Source organism: Bosea beijingensis (assembly GCF_030758975.1).
Taxonomy (GTDB): domain Bacteria; phylum Pseudomonadota; class Alphaproteobacteria; order Rhizobiales; family Beijerinckiaceae; genus Allobosea; species Allobosea beijingensis.
This window is the reverse complement of record NZ_CP132359.1, coordinates 1,367,129-1,384,949: the sequence shown is the minus strand read 5'-3', so window position 1 is coordinate 1,384,949 and position 17,821 is coordinate 1,367,129. Positions and strand designations below refer to the sequence as shown.

Sequence of the window (17,821 nt, the reverse complement as noted above, 5' to 3'; positions counted from 1 at the left end):
AGATCATGAGCAGCGTCACGAGCGCTTCATTCCCGCCAGCCGGATGATCCCGTCGGGGTTGATTGCGAAGCCCTGCAGGTTGGAGCGCATCGCGAAGAACACCGTCTGGTTATAGAGATAGACGATCGGCAACTCGTCCTGCAGGATCTTCTGCGCGGCGTCGTAGCGCTTCTTGCGCTCGGCCGGCTCGTAGATCGTGCGGGCCTCGTCGAGCAGCTTGTCGACCTCGGCATTGGCGTATTTGCCGTCGTTCTGGTTGCCCTTCGAATGAGCGAAGGGGTGAATGTTGCCATCCGGGTCGATGCGGCCGGACCAGCCGACGCGGCTCATCTGGAACTTGCCCTGCTGCTGGTCGCGCAACTGGCTGGCGAATTCGGTCGAGCGGATCTGGATGTCGATGCCGGCTTCCTGTGCCATCGCCTGGATCACCTGCCCGAGCTGGGCGTCGACCGGGTTGTTGGTGACGAAGAGCTCGACCGTGACCTTGGACTGCCCGGCTTCCTTGAGCAGGGCTTTGGCCTTGGCGAGGTCGCGGGCCGGTACCGGCAGGTCGGCGCTGACATAGTAGTTGCCGGGGTTGAACGGCTGGTTCGAGGGAGCATAGAGCCCTTCGAACACGACCTGGCTCAGCACCTTGCGATCGATCGACAGCGAGAGCGCCTGGCGCACGCGCTTGTCCTGGCCCATCGGCTGCTTAGCCGCTTCGCCGTTATTGGTGTTGATGGTGATGCCCTGGTAGCCGAGATTGGCGATGCTCTCGATCTTCAGCGACTTGTCCGATTGAGCCGACTTCACGTCGGTCGGGGCCAGCCGCTCCAGCATGTCGAGCTCGCCGGAGCGCAGGTTGGCGAGACGCACCGTCGTATCGGGGATCGAGCGGTAGAGCACGCGGTCGAAATTGTACTTGTCGGCCTCCCAGTGCTCCTTGAACTTCTCCAGCACGATGCGGTCGTTCTGCACCCGCTCGACGAATTTATAAGGACCTGAACAGACCGGCTTGGCGGCGACGTCGCCCGAAAGCGTCTTGGGCGACAGCATCATGCCGGCGCGGTCGGTGAGCTGCGAGAGCAGCGTTGCGTCCGGGCGCTTCAGCTTGATCACCAGCGTGGTGGCGTCAGGCGCCTCGATGGTATCGACCGAGGCGAGCTCGGCCTTGCGCAGCGAGTCGGGCAGGGTGCGGGCGCGCTCCAGATTGGCCTTGGCGGCCTCGGCATTGAAGGCTTCGCCATCGTGGAACTTCGCATCGCTGCGCAGCTTCATCGTCAGCGTCAGGCCGTCGGCGGAGAAGTTCCATTCCGTCGCCAGCCGCGGCACCAGCTTCAGCTCCGGCGTGATGTCGACCAGCCGGTCGCACAACCCCATGAAGACGATGCGGCCGACGAAGGTGCGCGCCTTGTGCGGATCGAGCATGTCGGGGTCTTCCTGCAGGCCGATGCGCAGGGTGGATGGCGCCTGGGCCAGGGCCGGCAACGTCGCGAGCGCGAGCGCGGCGGCGGAGATCGCAACCTTCAAAAGCTTCATGATATCCCCTCGTTCCGGACGGTTGTCGGCGAACGTTCCCGCCGCGTCGGCAGCGGGTCGTCCTGCTCAATTCGTTCCTTGTGGCACTAACCTGACTCAGATCGCGGCCGCCGTCGATGATGCGCCGCATCAATTCGCAGGCAGCCGTGCTTGTCCCCTGGGCACGAGAGGCATTGCCGGAAACGGGTTTCCATGTGCGGGGTGGACATGCACGATGCGGCAACGGCGGTCGCCAGCTTTCTCGGCAGGGACTAGAACGGCGGTCGGCAAGGCAAGGCGCCCGAGTGGGCAGGGGAGATCGAGCATGCTGCTGGGCGTGATCGCCGACGACATGACGGGCGCGACCGATGTCGCGCTGATGCTGAACCGGGCGGGCATGCGCACCGTGCAGGTCATCGGCGTGCCTCCGGCCGACGCCGCCCTGCCGGAAGCCGATGCCGTCGTCGTCGCGCTGAAATCACGGACCAATCCGGTTGCGGAGGCCGTCGCGGATTCGCTCGCCGCCTGCGAGGCGCTGCTGAAGGGCGGCGCGCGCCAGATCCTGTTCAAATACTGCTCGACCTTCGATTCGACGGCGCAGGGCAATATCGGGCCGGTGGCGAATGCGCTGGCGCAGCGCCTCGGCGCCAAGCTCGCCATCGTCTGCCCGGCGTTCCCTGCGAATGGCCGCTCGATCTATCAGGGCTATCTCTTCGTCGGTGCCGTGCCGCTGCACGAAAGCTCGATGAAGGATCATCCGCTGACGCCGATGCGCGATTCCAGCCTGATGCGATTGATGTCGACGCAGGCGAAGGCCGAGACCGGCCTCGTCGACTACGCCACCGTGCTCGCCGGTCCTTCGGCGGTGAAGGCGCGCCTCGCGAAGCTCCAGGCCGACGGCATCCGCTATGCCGTTACCGATGCCTTGACCAACGAAGACCTGATGACGCTCGGCCATGCCGTGTCGGAGCATGTGCTGCTGACCGGCGGCTCGGGCATTGCGATGGGCCTGCCGCAGAATTTCCGTCGTGCCGGTCTCTTGCCCGAACGTCCGGGCCCGGCGGAGCTGAAAGCCCCGGCCGGGCGCGCCGGCATCATTTCCGGCAGTTGCTCGACCGCGACGCGCGGCCAGATCAAGGCGGCGCTGGGCGCTGGCTTTCCGGCGCTCAAGGTCGACCCCTTCGCGCTGGCCGATGGCAGCCAGAATGCGGAAAGCCTCGCCGCCTGGGCATTGGCCCAATCGGCCGACAAGCCTTTTCTCGTCTATTCCAGTGACGATCCGGCCGAGGTCGCGGCGGTGCAGGACAAGCTCGGCCGCGAGAAGGCCGGCAGCATCGTCGAGCACGCCTTTGCCGAAGTCGCGCGGCGGCTGTCGGAGGGCGGCGTGACGCGGCTTCTCGTCGCGGGCGGCGAGACCTCGGGCGCGACCGTGCTGGGCTTGGGCATCCGCACGCTGGAAATCGGCCCGGAAATCGATCCCGGCGTGCCCTGGACCCGCGTCGTCGACGGGCCGGAGATGGTCGTCGCACTGAAATCCGGCAATTTCGGCACGCCGGATTTCTTCCTGAAAGCCTGGAACCTGCTGCGCTGATGCCCAATTTGCCTGCGCTGAATCTCGTATAGGATCAGGCTACGGATTGGGAGCCGGCATGGACATGGCATTTCTCGGCGAACTTCTGACCAACGTGGCCGATCGCGGCCGCGCGCTGATCGGTTTCGAGCGCTTCCTCGGCAACCGCTCGCGCCCGATCGACAAGCTCTGCGAGGACCTGCTGTCCGGTCGGGGTGAGGCCTCGGGGATGGCGCTGGCGCAGGCCGTGCTGGAAGCCTGGCAGGGGCTCGACAAGCCCGGCCGGCTCGCCTTCTTCAACCTGCTGCGGGAGCGTTTCGGCCCCGATCACGACCGGCTCGACGCCGCGATCGAGGCCTATCGCGCCAAGCCCTATCCGGCGACCGTCGCGGCCCTGCATCAGGCATCCGAGCCGCGCCGGCAGGAATTGCTGCGCCGCCTGAATCTCGCCCCCGAGGGCACCCATGTTCTCGTGCGGATGCGCGAGGCCCTGTTCGAGGCGATGGCGGCGGAGCCGGAGCTCAAGGGCATCGACGAGGATTTTCGCCATCTCTTCGGCTCCTGGTTCAACCGTGGCTTCCTCGTCCTGCGCCGGATCGACTGGCGCACGCCGGCGAACGTCCTGGAGAAGATCATCCGCTACGAGGCGGTCCATGAGATCCAGGGCTGGGACGACCTCCGGCGCCGGCTGGAGCCGGCGGATCGGCGCTGCTTCGCATTCTTCCATCCGCAGCTCGTCGACGATCCCCTGATCTTCGTCGAGGTCGCGCTGACCGGCGACATCCCGCGCAGTATCGGCGAGGTGCTGGAGGCCGAGCGCGCGATCCTGCCCGCGCAGCAGGCGACGACGGCGGTGTTCTATTCAATCTCGAACTGCCAGGAAGGCCTGCGCGGCATCTCCTTCGGCAATTTCCTGATCAAGCAGGTGGCCGAGGACCTGAAGCGCGAATTGCCGGGGCTCGATACCTTCGTGACGCTCTCGCCGGTGCCCGGCTTCGCCCGCTGGCTTGCCGGCGTTGCGGACGAGCCCGGCGATCTCGTCCTGACCAATGAGGAGCGCGCCGAACTGGCCCGCCCGGCCGGCGAGACGATCTCGCTCGACGACGCGACGAAGGCGCGCCGCGACAAGCTGCTCGGCCAGATGATGGCGCATTACATGCTACGGGCGCGCACGGCCTCGGGCCGCGTCATCGACCCGGTCGCGCGCTTCCATCTCGGCAATGGCGCGCGGCTGGAGCGCATCAATGTCGGCGGCAATCTCTCGGCGCGGGGCCTGCGCGAGTCGCATGGCGTGATGGTCAATTACCGCTACGACCTCGACGATATCGAGACCAACCACGAAGCCTTCGCCACCCGCAACACGGTTGTGGCCTCCTCTGGCGTGCGCAAGCTGTTGCGCCCGGCGGGAAATTAAGACGGAAATGCCTGAAAGGACCCGAAATCATGGGCAATCATCTCTTCGACCTGATCCGCTCGCGCATGCCGGCGCCGGACGCGCCCTTCGCGCTGCTCGATGACGGCCGGCGTTTCTCCTATGGCGACATGGTCGCAGTCTCCGCCCGCTTCGCCGCTGCGCTCGCCGGGCTCGGCGTCAAGCCGGGGGACCGCGTCGCCGTCCAGGTCGAGAAGAGCTTCGAGGCGCTGATGCTCTATCTCGGCACGGTCAGGGCCGGCGCGATCTTCCTGCCGCTCAACACCGCCTATACCCCGGCCGAGATCGAGTATTTCCTCGGCGATGCCGAGCCCGCCGTCTTCGTCTGCGATCCCGCCAAGGCCGAAGCCTTGCGTCCCTATGCCGAGAAGGCCGGGGCCAGGCTGGAGACGCTCGGCATCGGCACCGGCAGCCTGCTCGACAAGGCCAACGTCGCCTCTGGCGATTTCACGGACGTCGCGCGCGGGCCGGACGACCTTGCCGCGATCCTCTACACCTCCGGCACGACCGGGCGCTCCAAGGGCGCGATGCTGAGCCATGACAACCTGTCGTCCAATGCGCTGGCGCTGGTCGACTACTGGCGCTTCACCAAGGGCGACGTGCTGCTGCACGCCCTGCCGATCTTCCACACCCACGGCCTCTTCGTCGCGACCAATGTGATCCTTTTGTCCGGCGCCTCGATGATCCTGCTGCCCAAGTTCGATCCGGAGCAGGTCTTCAAGTACCTGCCGCAGGCCACGAGCATGATGGGCGTGCCGACCTTCTATGTCCGGCTGCTGCAGGATGCCCGCCTGACCAGGGAGGCGACCAGCCATATGCGCCTTTTCGTCTCCGGCTCGGCGCCGCTTCTGGCCGAGACGCATCGCGAATGGCGCGACCGCACCGGCCACGCCATCCTCGAGCGCTACGGCATGACCGAGACCAACATGAACACCTCGAACCCCTACGAGGGTGATCGCGTCGCCGGCACGGTCGGCTTCCCGCTGCCGGGGGTTTCGGCCCGCGTCACCGAGCCTGAGACCGGCAAGGAGATCGCCCGCGACGAGATCGGCATGATCGAGGTCAAGGGCCCCAACGTCTTCAAGGGCTATTGGCGCAATCCCGAGAAGACCAAGGCCGAGTTCAGGGCCGACGGCTTCTTCATCACCGGCGACCTCGGCAAGATCGACCCCACCGGCTACGTCCATATCGTCGGGCGCGGCAAGGACCTGATCATCACCGGCGGCTACAACGTCTATCCCAAGGAAGTCGAGACCGAGATCGACGAGATGCCGGGCGTGATCGAGAGCGCCGTCATCGGCGTGGCGCATCCCGATTTCGGCGAGGGCGTCACCGCGGTCGTGGTCTGCAAGCCCGGCGCCGAGATCACCGCGAAGGGCATCGCCACGGCGCTGGAGCAGCGGCTCGCCAAGTTCAAGCAGCCCAAGCAGGTCTTCGTGGTGGCCGAGTTGCCGCGCAACACCATGGGCAAGGTCCAGAAGAACCTGCTGCGCGAGCAGTACAAGGACATCTACGCCAAGCAGTTGAAGGCAGGGGAGTAAGCCACCTCTACCTTCATCGCGTGTCATCCCGGCCGGAGCGAAGCGAAGAGCCGGGATCCATGCCTGAACCGTTCCGGAATGGGTCCCGGGTCTCCTTTCGGTCGTCCGGGATGACGCCGCGTATTGAGTGATTCACACCAAAGCCGGCACGCCGAGCTCGATCGTCTCGCCATCAGCGGGAATGCGCAGGCGCCGCGTGTCGACGCCACGCTCCTTCGCCGACTTGCGCAAAGCTGTGCGGCTGACGGTGGCGTGATCGAGCGCCTCCATATGCGTCGCGATCACTGTTGCCAGCGGGAAGGCCTCGGCGAGATCGAGCGTCTGCTCGTCGTCCATCACGATCAGCGTGTTGTCCCACATCGCTCCGCAGGAATGCGTGACGATGACGTCCGGCCCCGTCGCCGTCGCGGCATCGCGCAGCGGCGGATAGAGCACGCTGTCGCCGCACCAGTAGAGCGTCGGCTCGCCCGGCGCCTCGAAGCTCAGACCCATCACCGGCCCCATCTTCTCGACGACGGCGCCGGTGCCGTGCTGGGCCGGATGCCGCTTCAAGATGATCTGGCCGAGCCGGATGAAGCAGTCGATCGCCGTGATCGAGGAGAAGCCGGCCTGAGCGATCACGGCCTCGTCGCCGGGCTGGCAGATGATGGCCAAGTCCTTCGGCAGGCGCTCCTTGGCGACCTCGTCGAAATGGTCGGCATGGAGATGCGAGACGATCACGGTGTCGACGCCCGCGACGATATCCTCGATCGGCTCGGGCAGCTCGACCATCGGGTTCTCCGAGCGCCCGGTGAAGGAGCGGCGGCTATGGCGCGGGCCGAAATCCGGGTCGATCAGGAAGGTCCTGCCGCCATAGGTGAGCTTCAGCGTCGCGTTGCGGAGAAGTTTGAGCTTCATATCCGTCGGCTCCTCCTGCATCGGACCGAAAAGTGGGGACCACTTTTCGGACAAATCCGATGCGATGACAAAGAGCTAGGTCGTCGCCTTGCGTCCGGCAGGACGCACGACGATCTAGTCTCGGGGCAGGCATTCTTCCGCCCACGTCGCGATGAAACCAGTTCGGATTTGTGAAGCACTTCCCACGTTCGCGTGACGTATCACGCCGCCGCGAACTGGCCGTAGGGCACCTCCTGGCGCGCCTTGCGCAGGGCGCTCGCCCACCAATGGAGCTGTGCCAACATCGTCGCCATCGCCTGCTCGGCCCGGTCGGCATCGAGCAGGCGGCCCTCCGCATCGAAGCGGCTCCAGACATCGGCGAAGGCGACGCCGTCGCGGATCGGCGCGGCGTGCAGTTCCCCGAAGACGAGGCGGAGTTGCTCGACGGCGCGCAGGCCCCCCGAGATGCCGCCATAGGAGACGAAGCCCACCGGCTTGCCGCGCCATTCCGGGCCGACCGCGTCGATCAGGAACTTCAGGATCGCCGGATAGCCGCGGTTGTATTCCGGCGTCACCACGACGAAGCCGTCGGCCCAGCCGATGATGTTCCGGAGCTCTTCGAGGGCTGGGTGCTTGCCGCTGACATGGCGCGGCGGCAGGTCGATCTCGCCGGGATCGACGACCGCGAGGTCGAAGGGGCCATCGCCCGCGATCTGCGAGATCGCCCAGCCGGCGACCTTGTCGCAGAATCGGCCTTCGCGGCTGCTGCCATAGATCAGGGCGAGCCTGATCCGCGTATCGACCTTCTGGTGCATGGAAACGCTCCGGTTTGCATCACGGGAGCGGGGCTTATAAAACCTCAAGTAAAGTTTAGGTCAAGAGGTGTTTCCGATGTCCCAGCAGGCGCGTCTGCCGGGCGAGCTCAGCGTCGGCGATGTCGCCCGCCGCAGCGGGCTCGCCGTCTCGGCATTGCATTTCTACGAGGCGGAAGGGCTGATCCGCAGCCATCGCACGGCGGGCAACCAGCGTCGCTATGCCCGCGAGGTGCTGCGCCGGGTCGCCATCATCAAGGTGGCGCAGCGCGCCGGCATCCCGCTGAAGACCATCCGCGAGGCCTTCAAGGCCCTGCCGCAGGAGCGCACGCCGACTGTCGCCGACTGGACGCAGCTCTCGTCAGCCTGGAAGCAGGAGCTGGAGCGTCGTATCGACCGGCTGACGGGACTGCGCGATCACCTCAACGGCTGCATCGGCTGCGGCTGCCTTTCGGTGCGGGATTGTCCGCTGCACAATCCGCTTGATCGCTTGGCCGAGGAGGGGCCAGGGCCGCGCCTCCTCGATCCAGAGTGAGGCTCAGCCAGCCTTGTAGAGCCTATCGAGCGGCATCCGCGCGACATCGGCCATGAGCGCGACGAAGCCCTTCGCCTGTAGGGCGGCGGTCGCCTTGCCCTTCTCGGCCGTTGCGAGCGTGGCGTCGCCGGCCGCGCCGGCACGGTTCACGTCCTGCGCCATCCAGGCGAAGGCATGCGGGCCGGTCGGGCGCAGATGCGCATAGCCTTCCTCGGCCATCGTCACCGTGTGCGGCTTGAACAGTGCGGCCTGTGTCATGTCGACGAGGTCCGGCCGGAAATGCAGCATCAGCGAGGTCTCGGCGTCGCCGGCATGGATGCCGTGGCGGAGATCCAGCTCGCCAAAGAGCCCCTCAGGCAGGCCGAATGACGACCAAGCGGTGCAGACGGCGAGCATGCCATGGCTGACGCGCAGCTCCCGCGCCACGATCTTCATCGGGTCGACATTGCCGCCATGCGAGGTGACCATCACGAGCTTGCGCAGGCCGGCGCGTTTCACGCTCTCGCCGATCTCCAGCCAGGAGTGGATCGCGCTCTCCCAGCCGATCGTCACCGTGCCCGGCGAATGCAGGTGCTCGTTCGATTTGCAGACCGCTTGCGTCGGCAGGACGAGAAGGTCGAGATCATCAGGCACCAGCGGCATCGCTTCCGCGAGCATCCCGTTCATCACGGTGGTGTCGACCGAAACAGGCAGATGCGGGCCATGCTGCTCGATTGCCGCCAGCGGCAGCACCGCCACGGTGCGCTCGGATGAAAGGGCAACGAAGTCGGAGCTCTTCAGGTCGCCCCAGAAGCGTGCGGTCATGATCAGGCCTGTCAGGAGCCGATGTCATCGCCTTGTTTCTGTGCAGAAACCCGGCGATGCGGCGTTGCATTGTCCCGCCGTCCTATCGCATGGGATAAGGAGACGGGCCAGTGGCTGACCGGCCGCAGCATGAGGGGAGAGAGCGAGATGACGACGATGAAATATCGCGTGAACCGGCGTGCCGCGCTCGGGCTGATCGGCGGCTCCGCCGCCTCCCTGCTGATCCCCGTGCCCGGCGCGCGCGTCAATGCGCAGACGCTCGACAAGGTCAGCTACCAGACCAATTGGCGGGCCCAGACCGAGCATGGCGGCTTCTATCTCGCGGCCGCCAACGGCATCTACAAGAAATACGGGCTGGACGTGGAGATCCGCCCCGGCGGCCCGCAGCAGAACCCGACCCAGCTCCTGCTCGGCGGCCGCGTCGACATGATCATGGGCAACTCGCTGGAGGCGCTCTCCTTCGCGCACGAGAACCTGCCCTTCCTCTGCATCGCCTCGATTTTCCAGAAGGACCCGCAGGTCCTGATCTCTCATCCCGGCCAGGGCAACGACACGCTTGCCGATCTCAAGGGCAAGCCGATCCTGATCGCGGCGCAGGCCCGCGTCGGCTTCTGGCCCTTCCTGAAGCTGAAATTCGGCTACCAGGACGAGCAGATCCGCCCGTACACCTTCAACATGGCGCCCTTCCTGGCCGACAAGAAGCTGACGCAGCAGGGCTTCCTGTCTTCCGAGCCCTTCGTGATCCGCAAGGCCGGCGTCGATCCGGTGGTGCATCTCCTCGCCGATGCCGGCTTCGAGAACTACAACACCACGATCACGCTCTCCCGGAAGATGGCCCAGGAGAAGAAGGACGTCGTGCAGCGCTTCACCGATGCGACGCTGGAAGGCTGGGCCGAGTACATGAAGGGCGGTGCGGGCAACGAGGCCGCCAATGCCCGGATCCTGAAGGACAATCCCGACATGGATCAGGAGAAGATCGACTACGCGCTCAAGGTGATGAACGAGCGCGGCATCGTCGTCTCCGGCGACGCCAAGACGCTCGGCATCGGCGCAATGACCGATGCGCGCTGGGCGAGCTTCTACAAGACGATGAGCGAGGCCGGCGTCGTTCCGGCCGGCGTCGACGTGAAGAAGGCCTACAGCCTCGACTTCGTCAACAAAGGCATCGGCAAGGGCTGAGCCGGACAAGCGTTGACGACACGATGACTGTGACGATGGACGAGACGAAGCCGCAACCCGCCGCGAGCACTCCGCTGGTGGCGATCCGGCACGTCTCCAAGCAATTCGCCAACGGCACGCTCGCCGTGCGCGATGTCGATCTCGAACTGGGGACGGGGCAGTTCATCAGCCTGCTCGGCCCCTCCGGCTGCGGAAAGTCGACGCTCCTGCGCATGATCGCCGGCCTTGGCGCGCCGACGACCGGTTCCATCACCTGGCCGGGAGAGACCGGGGAGGCGCAAGGCAGCGCCGGCCATGGCGCCCGCGATCTCGGCTTCGTCTTCCAGGACCCGACGCTGATGCCCTGGGCCAATGCCTTGGCCAACGTCATGCTGCCACTCAAGCTCAAGGGCGTGACCCGCGCCGAGGCCGAGGCCCGTGCCGCCGAGATGCTGGCGCTGGTCGGCCTCGAGGGCTTCGAGAAATCCTATCCGCGCGAACTCTCCGGCGGCATGAAAATGCGCGTCTCGATCGCCCGCGCGCTGGTGATGCGGCCGAAGATCCTGCTGATGGACGAGCCTTTTGCGGCGCTCGACGAGATCACTCGCCACCGCCTCAACGACGACCTGCTGGCGCTGTGGGAGCGCGAGCGCTTCACCGCCGTGTTCGTCACCCATTCGGTCTTCGAGTCCGTCTATCTCTCGCAGCGTATCGTCGTGATGGCGGCAAGACCCGGCCGGGTCATGGCCGATCTATCGGTCGATGCCGCCTATCCGCGCGACGAATTGTTCCGGACCTCCGGCGAATACGCCCATCTCTGCCGCGTCGCCTCGACCAAGCTGAAGGAGGCGATCGGCCAATGAGCGCGCCCGTCGAAACGCTTCGCTCCGACGGCACCGACGCGCAGGCGCTGCCCGTCGCGATGGCGGAGACCCGCATCCTCGGCCTGCCCGCCAGCGTCTGGCCGCGCATTCTCGCGCCTCTGGTGATCGGCGTCGCCGTGCTGGGGCTCTGGGAACTCGCGGTGCGCTGGAACGATATTCCACACTATGTCCTGCCGGGGCCGATCCTGGTCGGGCAGACGCTGGTCGCCGACTGGGGCACGCTTTCGGGTTCGCTCTGGGTCACCTTGAAGATCACCTTCATGGCGCTGGCGGCCGCTGTCGTCGTCGGCGTAACGCTCGCCGTACTGTTCAGCCAGTCGAAATGGCTGGAGATGGCGCTGCTGCCCTATGCGGTCATTCTGCAGGTCACGCCGATCGTCGCCATTGCCCCGCTGATCATCATCTGGGCCAACGACATCGACCTGTCGCTGCTGATCTGCGCCTGGATCGTCGCCTTTTTCCCGATCCTGTCGAACACCATCCTCGGGCTGAACTCGGCCGACCATAACCTCGTCAACCTGTTCGAGCTCTACGGCGCCTCGCGCTGGCAGACGATGCGCTATCTCAAGCTGCCGGCGGCTCTGCCCTATTTCCTCGCCGGACTGAAGATTTCGGGTGGCCTCGCGCTGATCGGCGCGGTGGTGGCGGAATTCGTCGCGGGCACCGGGGGCAGCGCTTCGGGCCTCGCCTATCGCATCCTGGAAGCGGGCTACCAGCTCAAGATCCCGCGCGTCTTCGCGGCGTTGGTGATGATCTCGCTATCGGGTATCGCGATCTTCCTGGCGACCAGCCTGATCTCGTACCTGCTGCTGCACCGCTGGCACGAAAGCGCCATCCGCCGCGAGAACTGAGCGATCGGCCGGAGGGCGTTAGACGAAATAGGCGAGCTTGCGCTCCGCCGGCAGGGCATCGATGTCGCGCAGGGCGGTTTCCAAGGGGCTTGCGGCCAGTCGAACCTGCTCCGGCCGCGTGCTTTCGGGCTCGCTGAATACGATATCGTCGTCGAGTAGCTGAACGCTGACGAAGCGCGTTTCGGAAGCTGCGGCGTCCTTGGGTTCCAGCGGGACCGGTTCGTGGCCGTCGGTCGCGATGTCGAGATCTTCGTAGTGGCGCGGCGCTGCCGAGGGAGCCGGCACGACCATCGCCTCGGAACTCGCCGCCATCGCAGCGAAGCTTACGCTGCTCTCGCGCGAAACCTCGCCGAAGGCCCGCAGGCTCGAATCCAGCATGGCGATGGTGTCGGCGATCTTGTCGATGCGCTGGACCACGCCGTCGACGACGCTGATCGCCGTCGAAATCTCGGCGGCACGACGATCGAGCGCGTCGCAGGCTTCCTCGTCGGCTCCGGTCTCGCGCAGGCCCCAGGCAGCCTCCTGAATGCTCTCGGTCGCGGCGAGCACGGAGCCGGCTGCCTTCTCGATCTGGGCAGCGAGTCCGGATGAGCGCGCGTCGGCCTTGCCGCTGATCCGCTCGAGATCGGTCCGCAGGTCGTTGATCAGCGCGGCCGCTTCGATCAGGTTGGTTTCGCGGCTGGTCTCCTGCACGCCGAGCCCGACGACCCGCTCGATCCGCTGGATCGCGCCGAGCAGTTGCAGCGTGTCCGCCTGCCGGTTGCGCCTAGCATATTCCACCATGAACCAGCGGCCACGCGCCGTCTCCATGACCGCGGCTTCGATCGCCTCGTAATCGGCCTGGCTCAGCGGTGTCAGCGAGCGTACGTCGCCCATGACGAATCTGCCTTCGAAGGACCGGCCGAATCAGAGCGGCGGTCGTGAGTTCAACGCCGAAGCTGCCGCGCGATTGCTTAAGGAATTACTGCCGGCGCCCCGAATTGAAACAATATGCCGGCGGAGCCCGGTTTCCTCCGGCATTGCGGGCGCTTGCGGCAGGGCAGGGCGCTGTCGAGTGCCTGAAACTTGCCAAGCCGCGCCGCCGCGGCAATACAGGGCAAGGGGTGGGAGGCCGGCGCGACGACGAGTTGTGGTCGCTGGAGGCTGCATGGCCGATCGGGCCAGGGGATAAGGACCTCAAGGCGACATGGCGAGCCTCGATACCGCCGAACCGCAGGCGAACCTCCGCGACGACGCGGGCGTGCTCGCGGTGGCGCTTTCGGGCTCCTGGAGTGCCGATCGCGCCCCACGCATCGAAGAACTGATCGGCGAGATCGGCGAGCGCCTGCACGAGGCGCCCGGAGCACGCATCGACCTGTCCGAGGTGACGCGGCTCGACACGCTCGGTGCCTATGTCCTCAACCGCCTCAAGGCCAGACAGGGTCGGGACGGTGTCGAAGTCGAGCTCGTCAGCAGCAGGCCCGAGCACGGTATCCTCCTTGCCGAAGTGCAGGTTCATGACGACGATCCGCCGAAGCCCCACCGGCATGTCGGGGTGGTCGACATCCTCGTCGATATCGGCGAGGGCGTCGTGCGCTTCGGGCGGGACATGGTCGGCGGCGCGATGTTCCTCGGCGAGGTCGTCGTCGGCTCGGCCAGCGTCGTGCTCGGCCCGCGCAAGTTCCGGGGCCCGTCCCTGGTCAACCAGATCGAGCTGATCGCCTTCAACGGCGCGCCGATCATCATGCTGATCTCGTTCCTCGTCGGCTGCATCGTCGCGCAGCAGGGCATCTTCCAGCTCCAGCAGTTCGGCGCCTCCGCCTTCGTCGTGAACCTCACCGGCATCCTGATCCTGCGCGAGCTCGCGGTGCTGCTGACCTCGATCATGATCGCCGGCCGCTCGGGCTCGGCCTTCACGGCCGAGATCGGCTCGATGAAGATGCGCGAGGAGATCGATGCGCTGCGCGTGATGGGCCTGGATCCGATCGAGGTGCTGGTGGTGCCGCGCATCCTCGCGCTGATCATCTCGCTGCCGATCCTGACCTTCATCTCGGCGATGGCGGGATTGGTCGGGGCAGGGCTCGTCTCCTGGCTCTATGGCGGCATCGGCGTCGACACTTTCCTCGCCCGCCTGCAATCGGTCATCACCTGGAAGCATTTCGCCGCCGGCCTGATCAAGGCGCCCTTCATGGCCTTCGTCATCGGCCTGATCGCCTCGATCGAGGGGCTCGCAGTCAAGGGCTCGGCGGAATCGCTCGGCCGTCAGGTCACGGCCTCGGTGGTGAAGGCGATCTTCATGGTCATCGTCGTCGACGGGCTCTTCGCCATGTTCTTTGCCTCGATCGCGTTCTGACGATGGCGCAGCAGAACCCCTCCCAACCCGATCGGACACCACGCCCCGGCGAGCCCGAGGCGGTCATCCGCGTCCGCGATCTCAAGGTCGCCTTTGGCGACAAGGTGATCATGGATGGCTTGGATCTCGACGTGCTGCGCGGCGAGATTCTCGGCTTCGTCGGTGGCTCCGGCCAGGGCAAGTCGGTGCTGACGCGCACCATCCTCGGCCTCGTCCGCAAGCGGCGCGGGACGATCGAGGTCTTCGGCGAGGATGTCGACGATCTCAACCCGCAGCAGCGCCGCGTGCTCGAGCGGCGCTTCGGCGTGATGTTCCAGCAGGGCGCGTTGTTCTCGGCGCTCACCGTCAAGCAGAACATCCAGGTGCCGATGCGCGAGTATCTTCAGCTCTCGCCCGATCTGCTCGACGAGCTGGCGATGGTGAAGCTCGATCTCGTCGGCCTGCCGCGCGACGCCGCCGACAAGGCGCCTTCCGAACTCTCGGGCGGCATGATCAAGCGCGCTGCTCTGGCCCGTGCGCTCGCGCTCGACCCCGAGATCGTCTTCCTGGACGAGCCGACATCAGGGCTGGACCCGATCGGCGCCGCCGAATTCGACGATCTGATCATGACCCTGAAGCAGACACTGGGCCTGACCGTCTTCATGGTAACCCACGATCTCGACAGCCTGTATCATGCCTGCGACCGAATCGCCGCTCTGGCGGACAAGAAGGTGATCGCGGTCGGTACGCTGGCGACGATGCTGGCATCCGACCATCCATGGTTGAAGGCCTATTTCGGCGGGGAGCGCGCCATGGCCAGACTGCCGGCGGGAGAGCAGGGACAGAACGGCTAGACGATGGAATCGCGCGCCAATTACGCACTCGTCGGTCTGTTCACGCTCGCGGTCCTCGCGGCGGCCTTCGGCTTCGTCTACTGGTTCAACAGTGGCGGGACCGGGCGCAAGGAGAACATCCGCGTCATCTTCACCGGCACGGTGACCGGGCTCGGGCGTGGATCGAGCGTGCTGTTCAATGGCCTGCGCGTCGGCGAGGTCACCAGCATCGAGCTCCAGTCGGACGATCCGCGCCGCATCTATGCGGTGATCCAGGTCGCCAACACGACACCTTTGCGCGAGGACACGCGCGCCCGCATCGAGGCGCAAGGCCTGGCCGGCGTGGTCGCGCTCCAGCTCATCGGCGGTGATCCGGGGGCGCCGGTCCTGAAGGCCAAGCCCGGCGAGCCGATGCCGACCATCATCGCCGAGCGCTCCGAATTGCAGGACATCATCGAGACCGTCCGCAACGTCGCGCAAAAGGCCGACGGGATGCTCACCTCGCTCGACGGGCTGATCAAGCAGAACGCCACGCCGATCAACAACACCGTTCGCAATGTCGAGAAGTTCTCGCAGGCGCTCGGCAACAATGCCGACGGGCTCGACAAGCTGATGGCCGGCTTCGGCAATATCGCCGAGACGATCCAGCCGCTCTCGCAGAAGCTGCAAGCGCTCAGCGAGGAGCTGACGGCCGTGGTGCGCTCGGTCGACCGTGACCGGATCACCAGCATCGTCGAGAATGTCGATAAATTCACCGGCGCGCTCGGCGGCTCCAGCAGCGAAGTCGCCAAGGTGGTGAAGGACGCGGCCTCGATCTCGGCCAAGCTCGACAAGGCGGCCGATCAGGTCGAGGGCGTGCTCAAGGCGGCGAAGGGCTTCCTCGAATCCGGATCGGGCCCCGATGGCCGCAGCGCCTTCCAGGAGGTCGCCGACGCTGCCAAGTCGATCCGGACGCTCGCCGACAATCTCGACAAGCGCACCGCCGAGATCACCGCCGGCATCAACCGCTTCACCGGGCCGGGCCTGCGCGATGTCGAGTCGCTGGCCTCGGACGGCAAGAAGACCCTGACGGAACTCAATCGTACCTTGCGGAATTTCGAGCGTAACCCGCAGCAATTCATCTTCGGTGGCAAGCCGCCGCTTCCCCAGTACAACGGATCCCGCTAGCCCATGACGACCGAGGTTCAGGTTCCTCCGGCCCGCCGGGCTCGCCGCTTCCTTCCGACCTTGGCTCTCGCAGCCTCGGCTTTGCTCGCCGGCTGCGGCGGCGGAGCGACGCCGACAACCTTCGATCTCTCGGCACCGGGTGGATTCGGCAAGGTCGGCGGCTCGCGGGCCGCGATGGTCGTGGCCGAGCCGACGGCGGTTCAGGCGCTCGATTCAGACCGCGTCATCGTCAAGGATTCGAGCGGCGCGCTCTCCTTCGTCGGTGGCGCGCAATGGGCGGATCGGGTTCCCGCGCTGGTGCAGGCCCGCCTGATCCAGACCTTCGAGAATGCCGGCCGGGTCGGCTCGGTCTCGGGGCCAGGCCAGCGCATTTCGCCCGATGTCCAGCTCAACACCAATATCCGCAGCTTCAACATCGACGCCGCAACCGGCACGGCGGTGGTCGAGATCACCGCCCGTATCGTCGGTGACCGCACCGGGCAGATCCAGCGTGCGCGGCTCTTCGCAGCGCGCGTGCCGGCAGGCTCCGTCGACGGGGCGGGCGCGACCCAGGCGCTCGATCGCGCGCTGTCGCAGGTGCTGGTCGAGATCGTGCGCTGGGCGCGCTGAGCGCGCCCTCCCGGCAGTTTCCTTCCGCCAGCGGCGGCGCTAGACTCTGATTCCGGCTCGGCCCGAGCCTCCCCCCTCCAGCCGGGGCAGCATCATCATGCGGGGCATTTTCATCGACCTGACCGACTGTCCGGGCATCACGCATGAGGAGGGATTGCGTCAACTGCTCGTGATAGGAGGTTCACGTCATGGTTTTGTCGGCCCCGATCCATCAGTTGAAGCGTAAGGCGCGGCTCTTGAGCCGGGCGGAGCGCATCCCGCTCCATGCAGCCCTCGACCGCATCGCGGCTGAGGAGGGCTATCGCGGCTGGAGCCTGCTCGTCGCGAAGCAGCCCGGAATGGCATCGGTTCGTGCGTTCTGGCCGCTGCTGGAACCTGGCGATCTCGTCCTGATCGCGGGGCGGCCGGGGCAGGGCAAGACGCTGGCAAGCCTCGCGCTTCTGGCGGAAGCCATGGGCGCCGGACACCATGGCGTCTTCCTCACGCTCGAATACACGCCGGCTGACGTGCTCTCCCGCCTGCGGGGGATCAACGTCGAGCCGGCCGAATTCGCAGGTCTGTTCGACTGCGATTGCTCCGATGCGATCAGCGCCGACTATATCGTCGCAAGGCTGGCCGATGCGCCGCACGGCACGGTCGCGGTGATCGATTACCTGCAACTTCTCGACCAGCGCCGTGACACGCCGGAACTGGCGCTGCAGGTGAGGACGCTGAAAGCCTTCGCGCGGAAGAGGGGGCTGATCCTGGTCTTCCTGTCGCAGATCGACCGTTCCTACGAAGGCTCGGGCAAGCCGTTCCCCGAGATCGCGGACATACGATTGCCCAACCCCCTCGATCTCGCCCTGTTCGACAAGACCTGTTTCGTGAACAGGGGCGAGGCGTGCTTCCGCGCGGCGGCTTAGGCGAGCGCTGCACCTCAAAACAGGAAGGGCCGCCCT

Annotated in this window: 17 protein-coding genes; 12 read left to right on the top strand and 5 right to left on the bottom strand. The window is 66.2% G+C overall.

Annotated elements, in window-relative coordinates:
- Positions 1-15: 15 nt before the first annotated feature.
- Positions 16-1,521 (bottom strand): ABC transporter substrate-binding protein, encoded by a 1,506-nt coding sequence (locus Q9235_RS06750; RefSeq protein WP_306226049.1) that lies wholly within the window; start codon positions 1,519-1,521, stop codon positions 16-18.
- A 304-nt stretch (positions 1,522-1,825) separates the two neighbouring features.
- On the opposite strand from Q9235_RS06750, the gene otnK reads away from it, so the two are divergent.
- The 3 genes from otnK to Q9235_RS06735 all read left to right on the top strand — a co-directional run bounded on the left by otnK (position 1,826) and on the right by Q9235_RS06735 (position 6,043).
- A complete protein-coding gene (otnK, locus tag Q9235_RS06745) occupies positions 1,826-3,091 on the top strand; it encodes a 3-oxo-tetronate kinase (protein ID WP_306226048.1) in 1,266 nt (421 codons plus the stop codon).
- A 58-nt stretch (positions 3,092-3,149) separates the two neighbouring features.
- Complete coding sequence (locus Q9235_RS06740; protein ID WP_306226047.1) at positions 3,150-4,484, top strand: malonyl-CoA decarboxylase; 1,335 nt, start codon at positions 3,150-3,152, stop codon at positions 4,482-4,484.
- Positions 4,485-4,549: 65 nt separating this feature from the next.
- The gene (locus Q9235_RS06735) at positions 4,550-6,043 is read left to right on the top strand and encodes a malonate--CoA ligase (protein WP_422678351.1); all 1,494 of its coding nucleotides are present in this window, start codon (positions 4,550-4,552) and stop codon (positions 6,041-6,043) included.
- A 132-nt stretch (positions 6,044-6,175) separates the two neighbouring features.
- Here Q9235_RS06735 and Q9235_RS06730 read toward each other — a convergent pair whose 3' ends face one another.
- Positions 6,176-6,940, bottom strand: a complete 765-nt coding sequence (locus Q9235_RS06730) for an MBL fold metallo-hydrolase (protein ID WP_306226045.1) — start codon at positions 6,938-6,940, stop codon at positions 6,176-6,178.
- Positions 6,941-7,140: 200 nt separating this feature from the next.
- Entirely contained in the window at positions 7,141-7,734 is a 594-nt protein-coding gene (locus Q9235_RS06725) for an NADPH-dependent FMN reductase (RefSeq protein ID WP_306226044.1), read from the bottom strand.
- A gap of 76 nt (positions 7,735-7,810) precedes the next feature.
- On the opposite strand from Q9235_RS06725, the gene soxR reads away from it, so the two are divergent.
- Entirely contained in the window at positions 7,811-8,266 is a 456-nt protein-coding gene (gene soxR, locus Q9235_RS06720; protein WP_306226043.1) for a redox-sensitive transcriptional activator SoxR, read from the top strand.
- A 3-nt stretch (positions 8,267-8,269) separates the two neighbouring features.
- Here soxR and Q9235_RS06715 read toward each other — a convergent pair whose 3' ends face one another.
- Positions 8,270-9,070, bottom strand: coding sequence for a creatininase family protein (locus Q9235_RS06715; protein WP_306226042.1), 801 nt, complete (start codon positions 9,068-9,070; stop codon positions 8,270-8,272).
- A gap of 147 nt (positions 9,071-9,217) precedes the next feature.
- Here Q9235_RS06715 and Q9235_RS06710 point away from each other — a divergent pair, with 147 nt between their 5' ends.
- Genes Q9235_RS06710 through Q9235_RS06700 form a run of 3 tightly spaced genes read left to right on the top strand, consistent with a single transcriptional unit; the run spans position 9,218 to position 11,963 of the window.
- Positions 9,218-10,249 carry an ABC transporter substrate-binding protein gene (locus tag Q9235_RS06710; RefSeq protein WP_306226041.1) on the top strand — a complete coding sequence of 344 codons (1,032 nt, stop codon included), beginning with the start codon at positions 9,218-9,220 and terminating at the stop codon, positions 10,247-10,249.
- A gap of 23 nt (positions 10,250-10,272) precedes the next feature.
- Positions 10,273-11,091, top strand: a complete 819-nt coding sequence (locus tag Q9235_RS06705) for an ABC transporter ATP-binding protein (protein ID WP_306226040.1) — start codon at positions 10,273-10,275, stop codon at positions 11,089-11,091.
- Between the two features lie 59 nt (positions 11,092-11,150).
- Positions 11,151-11,963 carry an ABC transporter permease gene (locus tag Q9235_RS06700; protein ID WP_306228146.1) on the top strand — a complete coding sequence of 271 codons (813 nt, stop codon included), beginning with the start codon at positions 11,151-11,153 and terminating at the stop codon, positions 11,961-11,963.
- An 18-nt stretch (positions 11,964-11,981) separates the two neighbouring features.
- On the opposite strand, the gene Q9235_RS06695 is transcribed toward Q9235_RS06700, so the two are convergent.
- Positions 11,982-12,839 (bottom strand): hypothetical protein, encoded by an 858-nt coding sequence (locus tag Q9235_RS06695; protein WP_306226039.1) that lies wholly within the window; start codon positions 12,837-12,839, stop codon positions 11,982-11,984.
- Between the two features lie 310 nt (positions 12,840-13,149).
- On the opposite strand from Q9235_RS06695, the gene Q9235_RS06690 reads away from it, so the two are divergent.
- The 5 genes from Q9235_RS06690 to Q9235_RS06670 all read left to right on the top strand — a co-directional run bounded on the left by Q9235_RS06690 (position 13,150) and on the right by Q9235_RS06670 (position 17,785).
- Positions 13,150-14,295 carry an ABC transporter permease gene (locus Q9235_RS06690; protein ID WP_306226038.1) on the top strand — a complete coding sequence of 382 codons (1,146 nt, stop codon included), beginning with the start codon at positions 13,150-13,152 and terminating at the stop codon, positions 14,293-14,295.
- 2 nt (positions 14,296-14,297) lie between these two features.
- The gene (locus Q9235_RS06685) at positions 14,298-15,128 is read left to right on the top strand and encodes an ABC transporter ATP-binding protein (protein WP_306226037.1); all 831 of its coding nucleotides are present in this window, start codon (positions 14,298-14,300) and stop codon (positions 15,126-15,128) included.
- Between the two features lie 3 nt (positions 15,129-15,131).
- Positions 15,132-16,274: an MlaD family protein gene (locus Q9235_RS06680; protein WP_306226036.1), complete on the top strand. Its 1,143-nt coding sequence runs from the start codon at positions 15,132-15,134 to the stop codon at positions 16,272-16,274.
- A 3-nt stretch (positions 16,275-16,277) separates the two neighbouring features.
- A complete protein-coding gene (locus Q9235_RS06675; RefSeq protein WP_306226035.1) occupies positions 16,278-16,883 on the top strand; it encodes an ABC-type transport auxiliary lipoprotein family protein in 606 nt (201 codons plus the stop codon).
- 188 nt (positions 16,884-17,071) lie between these two features.
- The gene (locus tag Q9235_RS06670; protein ID WP_306226034.1) at positions 17,072-17,785 is read left to right on the top strand and encodes a DNA helicase; all 714 of its coding nucleotides are present in this window, start codon (positions 17,072-17,074) and stop codon (positions 17,783-17,785) included.
- Positions 17,786-17,821: the final 36 nt, after the last annotated feature.

Bases quoted from the DNA above. Each gene is read 5' to 3' on its own strand.
- Q9235_RS06750 (WP_306226049.1), bottom strand. From the start codon at position 1,521: ATGAAGCTTTTGAAGGTTGCGATCTCCGCCGCCGCGCTCGCGCTCGCG.
- otnK (WP_306226048.1), top strand. From the start codon at position 1,826: ATGCTGCTGGGCGTGATCGCCGACGACATGACGGGCGCGACCGATGTC.
- Q9235_RS06740 (WP_306226047.1), top strand. From the start codon at position 3,150: ATGGACATGGCATTTCTCGGCGAACTTCTGACCAACGTGGCCGATCGC.
- Q9235_RS06735 (WP_422678351.1), top strand. From the start codon at position 4,550: ATGCCGGCGCCGGACGCGCCCTTCGCGCTGCTCGATGACGGCCGGCGT.
- Q9235_RS06730 (WP_306226045.1), bottom strand. From the start codon at position 6,940: ATGAAGCTCAAACTTCTCCGCAACGCGACGCTGAAGCTCACCTATGGC.
- Q9235_RS06725 (WP_306226044.1), bottom strand. From the start codon at position 7,734: ATGCACCAGAAGGTCGATACGCGGATCAGGCTCGCCCTGATCTATGGC.
- soxR (WP_306226043.1), top strand. From the start codon at position 7,811: ATGTCCCAGCAGGCGCGTCTGCCGGGCGAGCTCAGCGTCGGCGATGTC.
- Q9235_RS06715 (WP_306226042.1), bottom strand. From the start codon at position 9,070: ATGACCGCACGCTTCTGGGGCGACCTGAAGAGCTCCGACTTCGTTGCC.
- Q9235_RS06710 (WP_306226041.1), top strand. From the start codon at position 9,218: ATGACGACGATGAAATATCGCGTGAACCGGCGTGCCGCGCTCGGGCTG.
- Q9235_RS06705 (WP_306226040.1), top strand. From the start codon at position 10,273: ATGACTGTGACGATGGACGAGACGAAGCCGCAACCCGCCGCGAGCACT.
- Q9235_RS06700 (WP_306228146.1), top strand. From the start codon at position 11,151: ATGGCGGAGACCCGCATCCTCGGCCTGCCCGCCAGCGTCTGGCCGCGC.
- Q9235_RS06695 (WP_306226039.1), bottom strand. From the start codon at position 12,839: ATGGGCGACGTACGCTCGCTGACACCGCTGAGCCAGGCCGATTACGAG.
- Q9235_RS06690 (WP_306226038.1), top strand. From the start codon at position 13,150: ATGGCGAGCCTCGATACCGCCGAACCGCAGGCGAACCTCCGCGACGAC.
- Q9235_RS06685 (WP_306226037.1), top strand. From the start codon at position 14,298: ATGGCGCAGCAGAACCCCTCCCAACCCGATCGGACACCACGCCCCGGC.
- Q9235_RS06680 (WP_306226036.1), top strand. From the start codon at position 15,132: ATGGAATCGCGCGCCAATTACGCACTCGTCGGTCTGTTCACGCTCGCG.
- Q9235_RS06675 (WP_306226035.1), top strand. From the start codon at position 16,278: ATGACGACCGAGGTTCAGGTTCCTCCGGCCCGCCGGGCTCGCCGCTTC.
- Q9235_RS06670 (WP_306226034.1), top strand. From the start codon at position 17,072: ATGGTTTTGTCGGCCCCGATCCATCAGTTGAAGCGTAAGGCGCGGCTC.